The following is a 20,124-nucleotide window of genomic DNA, read 5'->3' as shown; positions in this document are numbered from 1 at the left end:
TTTAATGACCCATGTCGGTTGCGGAATCCTTTTTATTATCTAAATTCAGATATTCGGACCAAAAAGGGAATCTATAATAACGGTCCGCATTCTTTCTGATTTTAGTCGAAAGCTCGGGAAAAATTTTCCAAATTCGAAACGTTAAAGACAAACATTCAAGGCCCAGCTTAATCAAAGAATCTGTTCCCGGCTTCAATGCAAGGACGGACTTCTGGAGCAGTTGAGCCTCGCTCGATTCGGGGAGCTCGCCGGTTTGAAAATCGTATAAGGCTTTTCTTGTATACTCTAACGCGAGATGGTTTCTCGTAAACGTGTTCTTTATCAATCGATAAAGAGAGAACTTTAAAAGATCGGTTCGGTCATAATTTTCAAATCTAAGGACGCTTAAGAAAAGATAATTTCTGATTTGATAATAGTAATTCCATTTTCGCGTCTTCTTCGGAAAGGCTTCGTGCCAGGCTGCAATACCGTTTACTGTAAGAATTTTCGATTCATTCCGCAAAGAATATTCGACGTCGTCTCCCTTTAGAAAGAATGGGAGAGGGAAACCTAATTTTTTAACCGATTTTACCGGAAGGCAGCAAAACCACCAGCCCGCATATAATCCTTGAGTTTCATCTTCGATCTCGTTCCGAATTAGATTCTCGGTTATTCTAAGGTCAAGATTGCTTCCGTTGATTCTGGTCGATACTCCGTTCCACGAAGCGTTTCTTTCGTATTGAAGATAAGGTATTTCTAAATCGATCAACCCGCCTCCTATGAAATGCTCGGCGTAGTCTTCTTTGATCGCCGATATAAACGAATAAACGATTTCCAAAGATGTAATGGAGAATTTTATATCGTCGTCTAATAGGAGGATGTGACTGAACGAGGAATTCGAAAGAACTTCAATAATTCCTCGCGTAAATCCGCCTGCTCCCCCTAAATTCGGGTTAGGAATTACGCGTATGAAATCCGGAATATTCTCATTGTTAAGCGTTCGTCCGTTATCGATAACGTACGTTTGAATGCGGTTCCTCAGAAGAGAATTCCGATGCTCTAATATTCCGGATTTTAGGTTTTTCAGATTTTCCTTGATAAAATCTTCTCGCTTGAACGTACAAAATACGACCGCGAGTCGTGCTTCATTCTCGCCGAATCCGGAATGATAGCCTACTTCGTATATTTCGCAATTAGCCTTCTTAGCGATGATCTCGGGGTACAATAGATCGCAGTCTATGACGTTTAAATTAATCTTTTCGTTAAAATTCCCCTGACATTCTCGTTCTAAAAGAACATCATACACAATTCCTGCCTTCGCCAATTTCGCTCCGACAATTCGAACCGAAAATTCCCCTTTTCCTTCAACACGTATTTCCAGATCGGACACGGAGGTGTATTTCTTCCATTTTCTGACCGAAAATGAATTGAAATAAGTGCCGAAGCTAATTTGGGTCCCTTTCTCCAAGGATAAGCGATTATCGACAATCGATATCGGACCGCTACTTTTTAGATAAAGTTCGGATTCCTCCGTTTTGCCTTCTGATGAAAATCGGATTTCGTACAATCGCATGAGCGGAATTATATTCGATTAAAGTAATATTTCTTCAAGGCCACTAAGCCCCATACGCCGGTATAAAACGCCGCGGCTAACCAGCCCAATCGTTCTCGGTTTTTCAACATTCGGAAATGTGGGAGAATTACGTTTTTCTTATTGGATGTTAGGGCTCCCTTTCGTACGCGGTAGCTCGCGAGTATTTTAGGATTTCCGACGCTGTATGGAATCTTTTTGAGAATGTCCAGCCAAAGTGCGTAATCGTCCCTAAGGCTTTTTAAGCTTACGTCGAAATACATTTTTCCGAGAGTTTCGGCGTCGTAAATCGCCGTTAAGAGACCTACGCGATTGTATAACAGATTTTGCCAATAGGTGATCGGGCCGCCGGCGGCCATATACGGTTTCAAAATTTCCCGATTCGTTTCGTCTACAATTCTGTAGGAAGAAAATGAAAACGCCACATTCTCATCCTGCATTAATTTGATCTGTTCGCTTAGAAACTCGGAGTCCCAAAGATCATCCGAATCCAAGAAGGCGATGTAACGACCTTTAGCCACAAGAATTCCCTGATTACGACTATCCGCCGAACCTGAATTCCTTTCTTTGAAAATGGATTTGATTCTGGAATCCCGCTTCGAATAGGCCTGCATAATCTCTCGACTGGAATCTTTGGACTGATCGTCGACCATCAACAATTCCCAAGAAGTGTATTTCTGATTTAAGACGCTCTCTATACTGGCTGCAATAAACTTCTCGGCGTTATAAACCGGCATGATGATGGATACGAGTTGTGTCATTAGGATAGCTTCTGAATTGAAGTCATTTTTTTACGGAGAGTTCGTCGGACTACAATTTTTTATGCCGAAGAATTCAAAGAAAGATTAAGACATAGCGCGCACTAAAGATTGACAGAATATGAACTTGTTGTTGGAATTCCCGAACGTTCTACTCTATTATCTCGATTAAAATAACATGACCAATACGTTCATAAAGCTCCTTATTTCAGTCCTTCTTTCCTTCCTTCCTCCTCTATGTTCTCATTTCGGCTTGCTTCCGTATTCCGTCGGAGCGATGTTTTCTATACTACTACTCGCTGCGTGTTTTTGGATTTTTGAAGTGATTCCCGGGCATGCGACTTCCTTGCTTGTCATTTTTTTAGAAATTTTGCTCTTCTCTAATCCGGGAAAATGGGAATTTTTGAATTTAATTCGCCCGATTGGCGGAAAAAATCCCGCACCAAACGTATTCCTTGCCGCAATTGCCGACTCTGCAGTGATTCTCTTCCTGGGGAGTTTCGCTTTGGCTAAAGGATGCGTAAAAGTCGGAGTCGATCGATGGCTAGCGAATCGAATTCTTCCCGCTTTCGGTGATTCTCCCCGTTTCGTTTTAATGGGTTTAATGCTTGTTACTGCGGGTATCTCTCTGTGGATGAGTAACACGGCAACCGCTTCGTTAATGATCGCGTTAGTGTTTCCTTTGCTGCAGATTCTGCCGACGGATGAAAAGTTTCGGAAAGGAATTTTAATAGGAATTCCTTTCGCCGCAAATTTAGGTGGAATCGGTACGCCTATCGGATCTCCTCCTAATATAATAGCTTTTGCTAATTTAAAAAATCACGGTTTTGGTGATTCCATTTCTTTCGGATCCTGGATGCTGGTCGCGATTCCCTTACTCTTGATACTTTTATTTTTTGCATGGATTTGGATTTTAAAAGCGTTTCCTCCCAGCGTTGATTTGAAGCTTTCATTGCGATTCGTCGAAGAAAGCGATAAGGCATCAAAACGAAAATTGCATTTTGTGCTAGCTAGTTTCCTTTGTACCGTTTGCCTTTGGTTGTCCGAATCGTTTCATGGAATTCCTGCCGGAGTGGTGGCGATGCTTCCTTTGATCCTATTTACTTCGTTCGGAATTTTAGATTCGAGCGATATTCGTTCTCTAGAGTGGGATGTACTGATTCTCGTAGCGGGAGGCATAGCGCTAGGTACGGGGATCGAAAAGAGTGGAGCGGGAGAATGGTTCGGCTCGTTGATCGGCTCGAAGGCAGGCCCTGGAGAAAGTCTTTGGGTTCTCGCGCTCTTCTTTTCCGTCGGATTGTTTCTTTCAACGTTCTTATCCAATACGGCGACCGCGAATTTGCTCGTTCCCTTAGCCTTACCTGTCGCAGCTCTACTTCTTCCGGGTGACGAAGCCTACGTGATTCAATTAGTGTTGGGCACCGCATTAGGAGCTTCTCTCGCGATGTCCTTACCTGTTTCTACTCCTCCGAATGCCGTCGCGTACGCGGTAGGAGGATTTGAGATAAAGGACATGGCGAAAATCGGAATAAGAATCGGATTATTAGGATTGGCTTTGGTTCTCTTAGGATTTTTTGTCTTCGGTTAACGAATAAGAATGAAAGTTTTGCTTACCGGATCGAACGGATTTGTGGGAAGTCGTCTTGTACCGCTTTTAAAATCCCAGGGTATTCAAATAGTCGTTGCATCCTCGAATCGCTTAGCGACCGGGGATACGTCGGAATTGGATGGGTTATTGTCTAATGAGTCGGGAAATATCGATGCCATCTTACATTTAGGAGGGCGTGCTCATGTCGTACATGATAGCGAGCAAGATCCGAGGCTTGCTTTCTTTAAAGCGAATGTCGAGTCTACGAGACTTTTAGCGGAAGCTGCGATTCGATATAAGATTCGGAAATTTATTTATGTTAGTTCTGTGAAGGCTCTGGGAGAACGGTCTCCGGCCGTCGATAGACCGCTGACTGTCGAAGATAAGCCGAAACCGGAAGATGATTATGGCAGGACTAAGCTCGAAGCGGAAGAAACCTTACGCTTTATTTGTTCCAATGGTTCCCTGCAGTTTACCATCCTACGACCTCCCTTGATCGTAGGAGCCGGAGCAAAAGGAAATCTCGATCGTCTAACTTCACTCATAAGAAAAGGAATCCCGCTACCTTTCGCCGGGATCAAAAATAGAAGAAGCTTAGTGGGTGTTCGAAATTTTTGCGATGCTATATTGTTTAGTCTTACTCACGCAAGCACGGACAATAAGGTTTTTCTAGTCGGCGATTCCACACTTTCCACACCGGAACTCTTTCGTTTTTTTTCCCAGGCCCTCGGAGTGCGCGATTCGCTCTTCTATTTCCCCCCGACGATTCTCCGCCTTTTGAAACTATTACCCGGATTCGGGGGAATAATCGACCGTTTGCTCGGGTCCTTAGAGATCGATTCGTCTCCGTTGTTTGAACTCGGTTGGAGTCCTAAAGTCCCGATTCAAGAGGAAATACGAGCCCTTTGTTCTAATTCGACAGCCGGTCCTTCGAATTGAATGTTTCATATTTTCATTTCCGTTGAATCTCAGTTTTCCCTCCTTCAAAACTTATTTCCAAATTCCGTTCATCTTCCATGATGGTCGGGCGATGGGATTACTTTTCAAAATCAGCAAAGACTTTTCCCTAGCACGATCGCGTTTACTCTTTCTTTCGTCGGTTCCTATCATCTGCGCATTCATGTCTGGATGCACCAGTTCTTCCAAAATTACCGCCTCGACTTCGCCGGCAGCTTCACCAACCGAAACATCCGGATTTGCCGACCAAATTCGTAGCGGATTTGAAAAGCTGATCGGACACGAGGATGATCCGGAGGTCTTAAAAGTTCTCATCGGTGGAGACGTCATGTTCAATTGGGGAATTCGTGATACAATTCGAGCTAAGGGAGAATTAGCGCCCGTTCAAGGGTTGAAAAGTATATTCGAAGAAGTTGATTTACGAATGTTGAATTTGGAAACTCCGGTCGTATCCGAAAAATCCTGGGATATGGGTAAGTCCTACGTATTCCAGGCGAAGGACAAGGATCTGGATTCCTTTTCTTATCTAGGAGTTGATCTTGTTTTTCTAGGAAACAATCATGCGATGGATCACGGTCTCGAGGGAATCGCAGAAACTAGAAAATTCCTAAAAGCGAGAGGGATTTCTTTTATCGGCGCCGGCAAAAATTTGGATGAGGCCTTAGGCCCATGGTCTCTCGAAAAGAAGGGGACTAAGCTTCTGGTTTATTCCGCTACGAATGTAGCCGAAACTCGCGAGAATTATGCGAGTGATAAACCTGGGGTTTTATATTTCGAGCCCTCGGTTATCTTGCCGAATTTGAAAAAGGACACGCCGATTTTGCCCGTGAAATTAGGAAGGAAGGGTCGAAAGTTTAAGAAAGTCAGACCGGTTCCGCAATTACGTAGGGCGTCTGCGATTCTAGAAAAAGGTTTTAGAATCGTATCTCTTCATTGGGGGGTGGAGTATTCCCCGCTTCCGACTAAAGAGCAGAGGGATCAGGCAAGACTTTTACTTGGTAACGGAGTGCAAGTGATCGTTGGTCACCACCCGCATATTCCGCAGGGTATCGAGCGGATCGGTGGAGGGATCGTATTCTACTCGCTGGGAAATCTTATTTTCGGAAGCCGTAATACGTATCTAAACCATAACCTGATCGCAATACTTCATATAAAAAAAGGAAAATTACTTCGAGCCGAACTGGTGCCGATCTTCGGAAAATTCCAAACGGAAATTCATCAAGTGCGCCCTTTGGAAGGAGACGATGCTAAAGCGTTTTTAAAAGAAATCGCCGTCCTTTCGGAGGATTTAGGAACTAAGATTCGAATCGATGGTGATCGGGGCTGGATCGATTTAGAGGATCCGAAATAAAGGGGTCGATTTTGAAAAACGGAATGATCTGGAACGTTCGATTTAGGCTTTTGATGACAAATCAAGCTTGACCCCTCGACCCACTGCACAAACATAGGGGAAAATCCGATTCTTCTGCTCGCCGCGAATCGCAGACGGGCTTTTTCCATAGGAGAAACTTTTGAGAAACTACGAGATAACCACAATTACGCGTTCCACCGCGAAGGAAGCCGCTAAGACTGAAGTTGTTGACATCTTCAAAAAGCATTCCGTCGACGTGACCGCTGAAGAAGATTGGGGCCAAAAGAAACTTTGGCATCCCATTAAACACCAGGACTATGGGACTTACACCCATTTCAAGGTCAACGCCGAACAAGCAGCTATCGAAAAGGTAGAACGGGACTTCAAACTAAACCAGAACCTTCTCCGTTCTATGATCGTCCGGCTCAATGGCTAACGATATCAATCGGGTGACCCTGGTTGGGCGCCTAACCCGAGATCCGGAATTTAAAACGGTGAACGGGACTTCCCTGGTGAATTTCTCCCTGGCCAACGGCCGCACCTACTTCTCCAACGGTGAGAAGAAAGAGGAAACTCATTTCTTCGACTGTGAAGCTTGGGGCAAGGGAGCAGATATCATCCAGCAATACTGCAAGAAGGGCAAGCAGCTCGTCGTCGAAGGACGGCTTAAGCAGGATACCTGGGAAACCATGGAAGGCAAAAAAGCCTCCCGGATCCGAATCGTCGTGGAGAACTTCCAGATGATCGGAGCAAAGGAAAGTGGCGGCGGAGACTACGGTTCATCCGCTACTACCGGAGGATCTTCTTATGCAACTACTTCGCACGAAGAGTTCGGAAGCTCCGGAACCGACGACGACATACCCTTTTAACGAGGACACGAAACAATGGCAGAAAACGAAGTACAAGAAGAAGTTGGAAGAGCAGAAGCTTCCATGGACGGCATCCCCGCCGGGGAACACGAAGGTGGCCGTCCTCCAAAAAAACAGAATAAATATAAGAAGAAAGTTTGCCGCTTCACTGCGGATCCCGAACTTGCTAAGCAGATCAACTATAAGAACATCGAGCTTTTGGAAAGATTTATCACCAACCGCGGTAAGATCATTCCTCGCAGAATCACCGGTACTTCCGCCAAGTACCAGAGAATTCTTGCCCGCGAGATTCGCAAGGCGCGCAGTATCGGTCTTCTTCCCTTTAAGGTGAACTGAGGAGAGCACGAATGAGAGTTGTTTTACAGAAAGACGTGTCAAATCTCGGCGACGCCGGGGATATCAAGGAAGTTGCGGACGGATTCGCTCGTAATTACCTTTTTCCGCAACGCCTAGCGGTTCGTGCCGACGAAGGCAAAACCAAGATGGCAATCCATCAAAAGAAATTAGCGGATCTTAAAAAAGAGAAACGCAAAAAAACGATGGAATCGGTTTCCTCCGGCTTAAACGGAAAGGAATTCGAAATCATCGTTAAAACCGGTGGTGGAGATAAATTATTCGGCGCCGTGACCGCTGCAGATGTCGCTCTTCTTTTGAAGAAAGACGGTTATGAAGTGGATAAGCGTAAGATCGAATTTCCGGAGCCGATTCGTAATTTGGGTTCCTACAAATTGAAAGTCCGCTTAGCGGAAGGTATCCTCCCTACAATCACCGTTAACGTGAAGAAAGAGGAAGAAGCCGTAGCCGAAGGCTGATTTAAGCCAGATGCAAGCCGACTCCCTTTTCGAACTTGAATCCGAGAAGTCTTTCTTGGGTTTCTTGCTCTTAAAGGGAGCGGAGAACTTGGTAGATATTCCGCTTCAGGCTGAAGACTTTTACCATGACACTCATAGACGGGTTTATAAGGCGATCCTAGATCTGGTCGATAAGCGAACCGCAATCGATCCCGTTTCCGTTCTAAACTTCTTAAAAGAAAATTCACTCCTTAAAGATCCCGAAAAAGAATACGATTATATCTATTCACTTTATCGAGATACGGTCGTTTCCCATCCGTTAGGTTATTATGCCGAGAGGATTAAGCGACTCTCCGAACGCAGAACGTACGCTAAGCTTTTACATAGCGCTCTCGAATTAGTTCAAAAAGAGCCCGGCGAGAACGAGTCCGTCTTTAACCAAATCGAGAGAAGCTTAACCGAAGTTTCCAGGGCAACCGACGTAAAGGGTCTTTTACCGGTTTCTCAGGACAAAGCCGCATTATCCGAATATATAAAAGATATCATGCAGAGTCGGGGCCAAATCAAAGGCCTTCGAACGAACTTTACTCAATTCGACGAAATGACTTCCGGTTTGAAGGAATACGAGCTGATGGTTTTAGCGGCTCGTCCCGGAAACGGAAAAACGACGCTCGCGATGAATATCGCTTCGAATGTGGCTTTGATGCATAATAAGCCGGTCGTTATTTTTTCCTTGGAGATGAGTAGGATGGAGCTCCTACTAAAATTGGTTTGCGCTCACGCGCAAGTCGAATCGAACAAACTAAAACGTTCGGAAGTGACAAAGTCCGACGCACCCAAGCTTCTGGATGCGATTATTAAAGTTACCTCGGCTCCCATCTACATAGACGACTCGGGTGCCTTGACTGTGGACGATTTTAAAGGAAGGATTCGTAAGCTTCTGACTAACGAGACGTTGGGATTAATCATCGTTGATTATCTTCAGTTGATGAGTGATCCTAAAAGTAGAGACGGCGGAAGGCAACAAGAAGTGGCTTCCATTTCCCGTACCTTGAAGCAGATCGCCAAGGAAGCAAGATGTCCGGTCGTGGCTTTGTCTCAGATGAACCGCTCTATCGAACAACGGTCCAAAGATCAGCGGCCTCAATTAGCCGACCTTCGGGAGTCCGGAGCCATCGAACAGGACGCGGATATCGTAACGTTTATCTATCGCGGAACTGGAAAGGACGGCGAGCAGGACGATAGTGTTAAACCCGGAACCGCCGAAATTATCGTCGCCAAGAACCGTTCGGGACCTACCGGCTCTTTTCCACTTGCCTTCCGACCCGAACTTTCCAGATTTGATAACATCTAATTCGCTTAGCAGATCGTAAGAATGCAGGAAAGTACCGTAGAAATCATAGACACTCATAAAAGGAATGGAATTTTTTTGGAAGATTGGATTCTAAATAATTACAAGAACAGATCCTGGGCGGGAGAAACTACTCAAGCACAAGAAGGAAAGACGATCGGACTGTTCGGCTGGGCCTTTCGCTTCCGCGATCAAGGCGGAGTCATTTTCGTGGATTTGAGAGATCGTACCGGTATATTGCAAGTCGTTCTCCGAAAAGAGATTTTAGGCGAGGACTTCCACCTTGCCGAAAAAATTCGTTCCGAATACGTGATCGCCGTCCAAGGAATCCTGCGTAAGAGAGATCCTGAAAGCATCAATCCGAAGATGCAAACGGGAACGGTCGAACTCGTAGTCGATAAATTGCAGATCTTAAATTCGGCAAAAACGCCTCCCTTTTCTTTGGACGAATTCGAGGAAATATCCGAAGAACATAGGCTTAAATATCGCTACCTGGATTTTCGCCGGGACGAATTAAAAAATCGTATCATTAAGCGACATGAATTCATCTTCGCCATCCGTAGTTATTTGAATTCCAGAAGGTTCTTGGAAATAGAGACTCCGATTTTGAATAAGTCGACTCCGGAAGGGGCCCGCGACTTTTTAGTTCCATCCAGGTTGAATCCGAATTCATTTTACGCTCTTCCTCAGTCGCCTCAGATATTTAAGCAAATTCTAATGGTCGGAGGAGTCGAAAGATATTTTCAGATCGTAAAATGCTTCCGAGACGAGGACCTGCGGGCGGATAGACAACCCGAATTTACGCAGTTGGATATGGAATTTGCGTTTGTTTCCCAAGAGGAAATCCTGGCGGAAATAGAAGGCTTATTTTCGAAAGTTTTTCAGGAAGTATTCGGCGTCTCGTTCAAGGGCCCTTTTTCTCGTATGCCTTACAGACAGGCAATGGAAGAATACGGCTCGGATAAGCCGGATTTGCGTTTTGGAATGAAACTCGTAAACGTATCCGAATTCGTGAAAGATAGCGATTTCCAGGTTTTTTCCGGAGCGGTCAATAATGGCGGCGTTGTAAAAGCGATTTGCGTTCCGGGTGGGTCGGTCATTTCTCGGAAAGAGATCGAAGATCTAACCGCATGGTTGAACCGAGATTACAAAGCCAAGGGCCTTGCTTATATGAAGCACGGCGCTGACGGGCTCGAGTCAACGATCACAAAACGTTTTTCCAAGGAAAGCTTGGACGCAATTGCGAAAGCCGTCGGTTCGAAAGAAGGCGATATGGTTTTCTTCGGAGCGGACGAAGCGGGAATCGTAAACCATTCTCTAGGCGCATTGCGTCTAAAGTTATCGGAAAGATTTGACAAACCGAAAGAAGGAAGCTTTCATATTTCCTGGATTGTGGATTTTCCTATGTTTGAATGGAATAAGGATGCGAAGCGTTGGGATTCACTTCATCATCCGTTTACTTCTCCGGGGGACGAAAGCTTGGAAATTTTTTCTTCCGAAGAGGCTCTTCAAAAGGATGCGGGTAACTCTCTCGCAAAAGCATATGATCTCGTTTTAAACGGAGTTGAAATCGGAGGCGGATCAATCCGGATTCATTCTCAAGAAATCCAAAATAAGGTCTTTTCCGTCTTAGGAATCGGTCCCGAAGAGGCAAAAGAAAAGTTCGGATTCCTTCTTGATGCTTTGGAATACGGAGCTCCTCCCCACGGTGGAATTGCGTTCGGGATCGATAGGATTCTAATGCTAATGACCGGTGGAAAATCGATTCGAGATGTGATCGCATTTCCAAAAACTCAGAAAGGCGTTTGTTTGATGAGCGAATGTCCTTCCGAAGTAGAGGAAAAGCAACTGCAAGAACTGAAGTTAAGATTAGTAAAGGTATAAACCCCATCAGGAAAGAACAATTTATTTTCGAGAGCCAGGATCTCTATCGTAAGATCTGCGGGATTAACGATAGCGGTGTGAAGATTCTGGAAAAGCAATTAGAGGTCGATTTGATCCCGAGAGGGAACGGTTTTCAACTGGAAGGCGGTTCTCCCAAGGTCGATTTCGCGTTGGATTTTTTTCGTCTTCTTGAAACGAATTACCGAGATCGTCCGGACAGGGAATTTACCGACTCTTTCGATTTTGCCTACCTTTTAAAGCAGGTCACGAAAGAAAAGAAAAAAGAAGAACGGAAAGGCGAGGACGAACCTTTTAAACCTTCCGAAAAGATTCTTACCACGTATCGGGGCAAGCATCTCTATCCTAGAACCAAAAACCAAGATAAGTATATTCAATCTTTCTTAAATAATCTGATTACGTTCGGGATAGGTCCTGCCGGAACCGGAAAAACGTTCCTATCCGTCGCGATGGCCTGCAGGTTCTTACAGAATGGAATGGTCGATAAAATTGTCCTTACACGCCCGGCCGTAGAGGCGGGAGAAAACCTCGGTTTTCTTCCCGGCGATTTAAATCAAAAAGTGGATCCTTATTTACGACCCGTCTATGATGCGTTGAACGAATGCATCGGTTTCGAAAAGACCCAGGAATATATCGCGTTAACAAAAATAGAAATCGCCCCCGTCGCCTTTATGCGAGGGCGAACATTGTCTAAAAGTTTCATCATTTTGGACGAGGCTCAGAACTGCACTTTGTCCCAACTAAAAATGATTATGACTCGTTTAGGCAGAAACTCTCGTATGTGCATATCCGGCGATGTCACCCAGATCGATTTGGAGCACGGACGTTCCGGTTTCGATAAGGTCGTAAATTTATTTAGAAGTACGGAAAGTATTGGTCAGATATTTTTTGGAAAGGAAGATATTACCAGACATCCTTTGGTGGAAACCATAGTAAGGAAATTCGAAGAGTTATAAAGAAATGTTTTCCTTAACTTCTTACTTAGAAAACGGAATGGCTTGGATCACGGATACCTTGACCAAGGTGCGCCCGATTTCTTTCGTAAGAAAATTTCAGGTTACGCTCACTGTAATCACTTTGCTCGTCGTAACTTGGATGTTAGCGATTCCTTTTTTCGGTCAGGACAAAATCGATCTATCCCAGGACGGTCCTTATTCGGAAGGAAAGACCGCTTTAGATAAGATCGTTTCCACCAAAGACATCGTTTACGAGGATGATGAGAAGACTAAAGCTAAGAAACTGAAGGCATTCCAATCCGCTCCGAATTTTTTCGACAGAGATTATACGGTTCTCACGGAAACGATTCGACCTGCGATCCAAGAGGATATGGAAAACTATCGAAATCTTCGTCCGAGTGTCGAGGGAAAGGGCGCACAAGAACTCTTGAACGTAGTTCCCCGCTGGAAAAATAGATCCAAGGAAGAATTGGAAACTCTACTGAAGGCTCCTAGTAAGGCTCGAGTTCGAGATATGGTGCTTCAATACAGCAATCTCGTTTTCTCCAATTTTTGCGTTTTGAGAGATTCGCCTCCCGATTACCAATCCATACGGACGGTAGAAGCACGGGTTCGGAATGCCGGCGCCGGCAGCAATAAAGAACAAGTGTCTTCGTTGGAAGGAAGCCAAGTCGTTCATAGGACACTTTTATATCGGGATGATGCCACAATCACCGCCTTAAATAGGATCGCTTCCGAAAAACTTCAAACCATAGATCCTTCGCTTTTGGGGATAATCCAAAGACTTTCCCTTACGTACATTTATTCTAATCCTGCCTGTACGTATAACTCTCAAGAAACTGCCGCCCAAAAGAAGTTTGCGATGGATAGGGTCGAGCCGGTCAACAGTCGGATCAATGCCGGTGAGATCATCGTTCGCGCGGGAGAGATCATTACTCCCGATATTTATCAAAAATTATTAATCGTTAATAAATATGCGACTCGCGCCAATATAGCGTCTATACTTTCAATCTTATTGATTCAATCTATTTTCGTAATCATCGTCTATGCTTTCCTGAAGAAATATAATCCTAAACGGTTAAACGACGTTTCGAGTAACGTGATCGTTTTTACTTTGATTTGGGCGCTTGTGCTTTGGGCTTACCTGGCGTCGAAAGCCTTCTATAATTTCGAGAATAGTTACGATTCGGCTTTCTATTTCGCTCTAGTCGTTCCTACGGGAATGGTATGTCTGATTTTATCGATGGTTTACGACGAGCAATTGTCGATTGCAATCGGGTTCTTTCTGGCTTTTTTCGTTTTTGCCGCCTCCAGATACAATCCGACCTCCTTTATTTTGGCGTTCGTAATGACGGTCGTGGCGGCCACGTACGGCCGGAAAATGCGCAAGCGAATCGATTTTATCAAGGCCGGATTTTATATGGCTTTGGTTCAAATGTTGATCTCATCCTCCGGATATCTCTTTGATTCTAGAAATTACTGGGTCGCGGTTCCTTCCGGTTCGTATTTAAGAGATTTATGGGAATCTAATATATTCAAATTGTATCTACTTTGTCTTGTAAACGGATTCGTTTGTTCCACTTTGACCCAATTATTATTGCCGATTTACGAATACGTATTCAATATACCGACCCGTTTTAAGTTAATGGAATTGGCCGATACTGGGCATCCGTTATTGCAAAACCTTTTGACGAAAGCTCCTTCAACCTATACCCATACGTTTTTAGTGGCGGCTATGTCCGAAAGAGCGGCTCAGAATCTAGAGTTGGATTGGCTTTTGACACGCGTCGGAGTCTATTTCCATGATATCGGAAAGATTCCGAATGCAGGGTTTTTCGTCGAGAATCAGCATTTAATTCCTAAGAAAGAAAATATCGATAAGAACAACCCGGCATTGGCCGCGAAGATCGTAATCGACCATGTCCTGGACGGAATCGAAATGGCTAAGAAGGCCAGGTTACCTCGCGAAGTAATAGATTTCATTCCGGAGCACCATGGCACATCCACGATGGCGTTCTTTTATCACAAAGCGTTATCTGAACTTTCTCCCTCCCAAAGAAAGAAACTGAGAAAGGAAGATTTTCAATACCCGGGTCCCAAACCTCAGCGGAAGGAAACGGCAATCGTTATGATTGCGGATAGCCTGGAAGCGGCGAGTAGATCCTTGGAGGAAGTCACTCCGGAAGCGTTGGAAAACCTTATTACAAAAATCGTAAATAGTAAGCTGGCCGAGAATCAATTGGACGAATGCGGTTTGACTTTGGGAGATTTAGAAGTCGTAAAATCCTCGTTTAAGGAGGTACTTCTTTCGAGCTTACATTCTCGGCCAAAATATCCTAAGCCGGAAGAAACGAAGGCTTTGGAAGAGAAAAATAAGAATGTTCTCCTTAAGTCCGGGAGAAAGGCTTCTTAGGTCTAGGTTTGATTGATTTTTCCTCGGACATTCCTGAGAGCCAACTTCCTTCATGGCTGTCGAGCAACGAACTCCTACCTAGAATAAATAAACTTTTAGAATTTTCGTTTCCCAAAACGGAATGCTCCCTTTCCATTCTTCTCGTCGATGATGAAGCGATTCGGGAGATCAACCGAATCCGTCGAAATAAAGATAAATCGACGGACGTATTATCTTTTCCATTAAGTTTTGATAAAGAACCTTGGGTATTGCCTCCGAATAAAAGCAAACGTATCTTCGGACCGATTTTGAGTCTGGGCGAGATAGTAATTTCCTGGGAAACTTGCAAAACCCAGGCAAAGGAAATCGGACATACCGAAGAGGACGAATTCTTTCGCTTACTCGTGCACGGCTTTCTCCATCTGATCGGATATGATCATGAGCGCGGGCCTAAAGACGAGGAGTTGATGAAGCGAAAGGAGGACCTATGTCTGGATCTCATTCTGGAGCCCTAAGAAAGGCTAAGGGAATCGTGATGGAAAGTCGCATTCTTCCGGAAGGGGACGCTTTTCTCCGACTTCTACCGGAGGAAGGCGAGGTTTCAAGTTTTCGAGTTAAAGGGATAAAAAAGAGTAAATCGCGTCCTATCGCCGCCGTAGAGCCGGGTTCCTTAACCGCTTTGGATTATTATATGACCCAGGGGCGGGATACTTACAATGTAAAAGAAATCGGTCTTATAGAACGATTCGACAATGCAAAGAAAGGCTACGCGGGAACGGTCTTGGTATCTTACTTAGTCGAGTTAGTGTCGTCATTTTTAACGGAAGGCGGCGTACATCCCCAAGAATACAAATTACTATATGCCGCGTTAAAGGAACTGGACGAAGGAGGCTATCGTCCGATTTTTTTGCCTTTCTTTAAGTTCAAGCTACTCTACGTTGCGGGATTTCTCTCCAAGGAAATTTCCTGTTCGGTCTGCGGGAAGGAATTGGGAGAAATGAGCTCCTGCAGTTTGGAGGACGAACATTTTGACGTCATTTGCGGAGATTGTCGTACTCCCCATCCCGATCGGATCGGTTTGGTCCGATTGATATACGATTGTCTTCGTAGCCGGTACAAGGATTTAAAGGAAGAAAAGATTTCCCTTGAACTCCTCAAGGAAGCGGATAGGTTGAGTAACCGGGCGCTCAAACCTCTGCTTGGCCGAAGATTAAAATCTGAGGCGATGCTTTACGAATCCCTGGGAGAAGCTCTTGGATAAAGTCTTTAAAACTTGTTTCGTTCTCATTTATACTATAGGTCTGCTATTTCTTATCCTTCTTGATATTCGGTGGGGTAAAAAAGATCCCATTCCAAAACCGGGCCTTCGGGAAGAAGGGAGAACCTGCGTAAATCTTGAATGTATCCTTAGGGAAAAGAATGTGGTATTAAAGTCCCTGGATAAAAGTTGGGAAATCATTTCGTCCAAGCGTTTGTTCCCTGATTGGGATCGGGCCTCTTCCAAAAAATAGGAAAACAAAAACCGTAAGAATGAAAGAAACGGAAACTATAAAACAAATCGTACTCAAAGTCCTAAACGAAGCTATAAACGTTTATTGTAAGACCGAAGCGACTTCCGTAAACCGTCAGGACCTTAAAGTCCGAATCGAATATTCTAGAGAGGAAGCCTTCGGGGATTATTCGACATCGTTCGCGCTTGAGAATTCGAAACTTTTAGGGCGTAAGCCGACGGAGTCCGCCGCTAGTTTGGTCGAAATCTTAGGAAAGAAAACGGATCTATTCGAAAAGGTGGATTATACTCCTCCCGGTTTTGTTAATTTTAGAATTTCTCCTTCATACTTGATTCAATTTTTGGAATCGTCGGTTCTTGCCGATCAGGCGTTTCCGCAAGTACTACATTCCAAAAAGATAAATTTGGAATTCGTAAGCGCAAATCCCACCGGACCCTTAAATATCGTTTCCGCAAGAGCCGCCGCAACCGGAGATGCGATGGCAAACGTATTGAAAGCCGTCGGGCATAAAGTTGAGAAAGAATTTTATGTGAACGATTACGGAAACCAAGTGTTTCTACTGGGAGTATCCACTCTCGTTCGAATTCGGGAGCAATTAGGGGAGCCGTCATCCGTTCAGGAGACCGAAGACGGTACCCCCTTGGACGAGTTACTTGCGAAAAATGTAATTCCGTCGGAAGGATATCGCGGAGAATACTTAAGAGAGATCGCAAAACGATTGCTTGAGAATATTAAGACTGGCGAGGAAATAAAAAGCCTCCTAAAGACTTCGCAATATAGATTGTTGGCGGAAAAATGTTCCGGCTGGGCCGTAGAATCCAATCTTGTTTGGCAAAGAAAGGATTTGGATTTATTCGGAGTCGAATTTGATCGTTTCTTTTCGGAGACTAGTCTGCACGAATCCGGCAAAGTTTTGGATGCCTTAGAGGATTTAAAAAAATCCGGTAAGATATTCGAGGAGGACGGTAAGCAGGTCTTTCGTTCCTCGGATTACGGAGATGATAAGGATAGAGTGGTAGTCAGGGACGACGGTCGCCCCACGTATTTATTAGCGGATATCGCATACCACAAAAATAAGATAGAAAGAAATTACGATCGGATCATTGATATTTGGGGTCCGGACCATCACGGCTATATTGCGAGATTGGTCGGGGCGGTACAAGCTCTTGGATTCTCTAAGGAAAATTTCCAAGTAGTGATCGCACAACAAGTGAATTTATTGATGGCCGGACAAAAAATGAAAATGAGCAAGAGAGCCGGAGAATTTCAAACGATGGAGGATTTGCTCGGCTACCTCGGAAAACATGCGAGAGACGTCGCAAGATATTTCTTTGTCATGAGATCTTTGGATTCCCCCTTGGATTTTGATTTGGACCTTGCGAAAGATGAATCGGACAAGAATCCCGTTTTCTATCTGCAGTATGCTCATGCTAGAGTCTCGTCCATTTTTAGAGAAGTTGGAACCGACTCTGACTCGGAGGCATTAAGGAATTTGGAGATGACGGAAGAACGGAAACGTTTGCTTTTTTGGGCAGCCCGTTTTCCCGAGGAAGTCGCCGATGCCGCGCAAAGTTTGGAACCGCATAGGCTTACCAATTATCTTCAAAATTTAGCTAGAGCTTTTACCCAATTCTATATCGCTAAAAACAATCGTTTGAAAGACGCGGACGAGAATACGAGACTAGGTTTGGCTAGAATTTGTAAATCGGCGCAAACCGTTTTATCCTTGGGCCTCGGGTTATTGGGCGTTTCCGCTCCGGAGAGATTGGACAAGGAGCTATGATGAATTCTGCGCATTTTGTAATCGTTTCTACCGGATCGGAACTGACCGCAGGTCGTAGTCAGGATACAAACTCATCCTGGATTGCAAACGAACTCTTTGGTCTCGGATTTATCGTCCAAAAATTTCTAGTTCTCCCGGATTCTCCGGATCTGATTCGTAATGAGTTAAAATCTCTTACGGTCGGCGCCTCCTCGGATCGGCCTATCGTAATCATAATGACCGGGGGCCTAGGTCCTACCGAAGACGATTATACTTTGGAGGTCGTTTGTCAGCTGACGGACTCGCAACCTGTCCAAGATTCCACGGCTTTGGACCGACTAAAAGCTATCTATCGGTTACGGGGAAGACCCTTTGAAGAAACTTTAGAAACTGCCGTTCGCCAAGTATCGATTCCATCTAAATCCAAGGTTCTTCCGAATGCAGTCGGAATTGCGCCGGGATTTTGGTCGGAACTAGGCCCGAACGTGTATCTCGGATGTATGCCCGGCGTTCCAAAAGAAATGACTGCGATGTTCTCCAACGAGCTGAGTCCTATCCTCACTCGTCTATTCCGTTCTGAAGAATTATATTCAGATTTTCTATTCATCTGGGGAATGAGCGAATCCACGTTTCAGCAGGAATTCATACAAGGAATTCCTGCTTTAAAAGAAGGAAAAGCAATTTGGGGTGTGGCAGCAAAGCGAGGTTTTTTGCGGGTCACTTATCAATCCTCTGATCGAAAAATCGTCGACCAACTGATCTCCGCAACGCAGGAACGATACGGCGATCTATGTACTGGAGACGTTTTCGAAGACTTACCGAAATTATTAATGGGAAGAAAGCTGACGGTCGGCACTGCGGAGAGTTGTACCGGGGGTTTGGTGGCTAAGTTGTTCACGGATCGCGCGGGATCTTCCGAGTATTTTATCGGATCCATCGTATCATATGCCAACTCGGTTAAGGAAGCCCAGCTAGGAGTTCGACGAGAAACCTTAGAAACCTACGGAGCGGTAAGTTCCGAAACGGCAAAGGAAATGGCGGAAGGAGCTGCACAAGTTTTAAATACCGACTTAACAATCAGTATTACCGGAATTGCCGGACCGGGTGGGGCGACGGAGACTAAGAGAGTCGGGACGGTCTTTATCGGAATTTATGTGCGCGATAAAGGATCGACGGTTAAGGAACTTTATTTTCCGTTCAAAAGGGATTTGTTTCGCGATGCAGTCGCGACGACCGCATTATATCTGCTTTATGATCGCTTAAGGAAGAACGCATGATTGCACAGGTGTCGGGGTTAACTTTAATTTTCTTTTTGGGCTTTTATTTTTTTCTAGGGAATCCCTATGACACTGCGCGAGGGATTCAAAGAACCTGGGCCTGGAGCAAGGAGGGAAAGCTAGGAATGTTTCCCGACCCTAGAACCTCCTTTGAGCCGGAAAAAAAATTAAACGGATATAAGACTAAATCAAGCTATATCAGGATTCCGGAAGGAACTGAAACTCCCATCGATGATTCAAATCGAATCGAATACCCGACTACTGCAAAGGGTTTTCTTGCCTATAAAAAGATAGGGTCGGCTGTTGAGCTTTTTTCGGAAGCGGGAGAATTACTTTGGACGAAGGAATATAAAAGTTATCCGCGAATTCATCCGGACGGAAATATTATCCTATTTTTATCGGGAGATAATAATCAGGTTTTAATTTCCGACATTAACGGGAATTCGATGGGGATAAAAAAAATGGACGGGCGGTTTCTTACCGATCTTGCTTTTTCTCCCAAGTCTTTCTCCAAGGGAGAAAGCGCGGTTCTCTTTTCGGGAGGAGAGATTTTCCTACTGGACGGTAAAGGCGATCTGCTGTTTTCAAAAACGATCGGAGATAAAGATCCTGTTTTTGCAAAGAGTTTGGCGATTTCTTCCAACGGAGATCGGATTGCCGTTCATTTTCTAAAGGGAAATAGGGATTATATTCGCGTCTTTGATCACGGAGGAGGGGAAAAAGAAGAATGGAATTTGGGGAAAGTATTTCCTCATAAAATCAATCTCGCAGTTTCTCCGGAAGGGGAGGTCCTTGCCGGATTTCCCGACGCACTGATTTTATATTCAAAAAACGGAAAGATACTTTTCGAAAAGAAAAGGACAAAGATGAATTCGGTATACCAGACCGTTTTCCATTCCGGAACTTGGTTTGCCGGAGAAGCGGAGGGAATTTTGTACTTTCTAAACGAGAAAGGCGTTTCTCTCCGGGAAGAACGGATTCCTAGTTCTGAGAAGCCGTTTCGGTTTTTTTCGACAGGAACAATCGGAGCAGCGTTTATGGAAGGAACGAAAGAGATCGTTCTTTTTCAAGAACAGCTTAGATAAACTG

At 44.7% G+C, this 20,124-nt stretch carries 19 protein-coding genes; 17 read left to right on the top strand and 2 right to left on the bottom strand.

The features are described from left to right. Nucleotide 1 precedes the first annotated feature (1 nt). Nucleotides 2–1,552 (bottom strand): glycosyltransferase, encoded by a 1,551-nt coding sequence (locus LEP1GSC058_RS03795; protein ID WP_016548084.1) that lies wholly within the window; start codon nucleotides 1,550–1,552, stop codon nucleotides 2–4. Nucleotides 1,553–1,560: 8 nt separating this feature from the next. Then, nucleotides 1,561–2,331: a glycosyltransferase family 2 protein gene (locus LEP1GSC058_RS03790; protein ID WP_016547777.1), complete on the bottom strand. Its 771-nt coding sequence runs from the start codon at nucleotides 2,329–2,331 to the stop codon at nucleotides 1,561–1,563. Between the two features lie 175 nt (nucleotides 2,332–2,506). Here LEP1GSC058_RS03790 and LEP1GSC058_RS03785 point away from each other — a divergent pair, with 175 nt between their 5' ends. From LEP1GSC058_RS03785 to LEP1GSC058_RS03705, 17 genes are all read left to right on the top strand, one after another. Further along, nucleotides 2,507–3,916, top strand: a complete 1,410-nt coding sequence (locus LEP1GSC058_RS03785; RefSeq protein ID WP_016547977.1) for an SLC13 family permease — start codon at nucleotides 2,507–2,509, stop codon at nucleotides 3,914–3,916. Between the two features lie 9 nt (nucleotides 3,917–3,925). Continuing rightward, nucleotides 3,926–4,855 (top strand): NAD-dependent epimerase/dehydratase family protein, encoded by a 930-nt coding sequence (locus tag LEP1GSC058_RS03780; protein WP_016548297.1) that lies wholly within the window; start codon nucleotides 3,926–3,928, stop codon nucleotides 4,853–4,855. A gap of 91 nt (nucleotides 4,856–4,946) precedes the next feature. Continuing rightward, a complete protein-coding gene (locus tag LEP1GSC058_RS03775) occupies nucleotides 4,947–6,224 on the top strand; it encodes a CapA family protein (protein WP_016547852.1) in 1,278 nt (425 codons plus the stop codon). A 160-nt stretch (nucleotides 6,225–6,384) separates the two neighbouring features. Further along, nucleotides 6,385–6,660, top strand: coding sequence for a 30S ribosomal protein S6 (rpsF, locus tag LEP1GSC058_RS03770; protein ID WP_016548145.1), 276 nt, complete (start codon nucleotides 6,385–6,387; stop codon nucleotides 6,658–6,660). Then, a complete protein-coding gene (locus LEP1GSC058_RS03765) occupies nucleotides 6,653–7,093 on the top strand; it encodes a single-stranded DNA-binding protein (RefSeq protein ID WP_039947949.1) in 441 nt (146 codons plus the stop codon). Before rpsF ends, LEP1GSC058_RS03765 begins: the two co-directional genes overlap by 8 nt. A 15-nt stretch (nucleotides 7,094–7,108) precedes the next feature. Beyond that, nucleotides 7,109–7,429, top strand: a complete 321-nt coding sequence (rpsR, locus tag LEP1GSC058_RS03760; RefSeq protein WP_016547884.1) for a 30S ribosomal protein S18 — start codon at nucleotides 7,109–7,111, stop codon at nucleotides 7,427–7,429. Between the two features lie 11 nt (nucleotides 7,430–7,440). After that, on the top strand, nucleotides 7,441–7,905 hold the full coding sequence (gene rplI / locus LEP1GSC058_RS03755) for a 50S ribosomal protein L9 (RefSeq protein ID WP_016547800.1): 465 nt from the start codon (nucleotides 7,441–7,443) through the stop codon (nucleotides 7,903–7,905). Between the two features lie 10 nt (nucleotides 7,906–7,915). Further along, nucleotides 7,916–9,238 carry a replicative DNA helicase gene (gene dnaB, locus LEP1GSC058_RS03750; protein ID WP_016547998.1) on the top strand — a complete coding sequence of 441 codons (1,323 nt, stop codon included), beginning with the start codon at nucleotides 7,916–7,918 and terminating at the stop codon, nucleotides 9,236–9,238. Between the two features lie 75 nt (nucleotides 9,239–9,313). Further along, nucleotides 9,314–11,119, top strand: a complete 1,806-nt coding sequence (aspS, locus tag LEP1GSC058_RS03745) for an aspartate--tRNA ligase (RefSeq protein WP_039948004.1) — start codon at nucleotides 9,314–9,316, stop codon at nucleotides 11,117–11,119. A 5-nt stretch (nucleotides 11,120–11,124) separates the two neighbouring features. Next, complete coding sequence (locus tag LEP1GSC058_RS03740; protein ID WP_039948003.1) at nucleotides 11,125–12,093, top strand: PhoH family protein; 969 nt, start codon at nucleotides 11,125–11,127, stop codon at nucleotides 12,091–12,093. Nucleotides 12,094–12,097: 4 nt separating this feature from the next. Next, nucleotides 12,098–14,506 carry an HD family phosphohydrolase gene (locus LEP1GSC058_RS03735; RefSeq protein WP_016548227.1) on the top strand — a complete coding sequence of 803 codons (2,409 nt, stop codon included), beginning with the start codon at nucleotides 12,098–12,100 and terminating at the stop codon, nucleotides 14,504–14,506. Nucleotides 14,507–14,589: 83 nt separating this feature from the next. Further along, the gene (ybeY, locus tag LEP1GSC058_RS03730) at nucleotides 14,590–15,000 is read left to right on the top strand and encodes an rRNA maturation RNase YbeY (RefSeq protein ID WP_232224605.1); all 411 of its coding nucleotides are present in this window, start codon (nucleotides 14,590–14,592) and stop codon (nucleotides 14,998–15,000) included. Then, nucleotides 14,973–15,746 carry a DNA repair protein RecO gene (gene recO / locus LEP1GSC058_RS03725; protein WP_016548266.1) on the top strand — a complete coding sequence of 258 codons (774 nt, stop codon included), beginning with the start codon at nucleotides 14,973–14,975 and terminating at the stop codon, nucleotides 15,744–15,746. Before ybeY ends, recO begins: the two co-directional genes overlap by 28 nt. Further along, a complete protein-coding gene (locus LEP1GSC058_RS03720) occupies nucleotides 15,739–15,996 on the top strand; it encodes a hypothetical protein (RefSeq protein WP_016547832.1) in 258 nt (85 codons plus the stop codon). Before recO ends, LEP1GSC058_RS03720 begins: the two co-directional genes overlap by 8 nt. Nucleotides 15,997–16,015: 19 nt before the next feature. Then, a complete protein-coding gene (argS, locus tag LEP1GSC058_RS03715; RefSeq protein ID WP_016547921.1) occupies nucleotides 16,016–17,779 on the top strand; it encodes an arginine--tRNA ligase in 1,764 nt (587 codons plus the stop codon). Continuing rightward, complete coding sequence (locus tag LEP1GSC058_RS03710; RefSeq protein ID WP_016547973.1) at nucleotides 17,779–19,035, top strand: CinA family nicotinamide mononucleotide deamidase-related protein; 1,257 nt, start codon at nucleotides 17,779–17,781, stop codon at nucleotides 19,033–19,035. Before argS ends, LEP1GSC058_RS03710 begins: the two co-directional genes overlap by 1 nt. Beyond that, the gene (locus LEP1GSC058_RS03705; RefSeq protein ID WP_016548013.1) at nucleotides 19,032–20,120 is read left to right on the top strand and encodes a WD40 repeat domain-containing protein; all 1,089 of its coding nucleotides are present in this window, start codon (nucleotides 19,032–19,034) and stop codon (nucleotides 20,118–20,120) included. Before LEP1GSC058_RS03710 ends, LEP1GSC058_RS03705 begins: the two co-directional genes overlap by 4 nt. The last annotated feature ends 4 nt before the right edge of the window (nucleotides 20,121–20,124 follow it).

The organism is Leptospira fainei serovar Hurstbridge str. BUT 6, from assembly GCF_000306235.2.
Taxonomy (GTDB): domain Bacteria; phylum Spirochaetota; class Leptospiria; order Leptospirales; family Leptospiraceae; genus Leptospira_B; species Leptospira_B fainei.
Note: the sequence above shows the minus strand (reverse complement) of the source record. Positions and strands in the feature narration are given on the sequence as shown.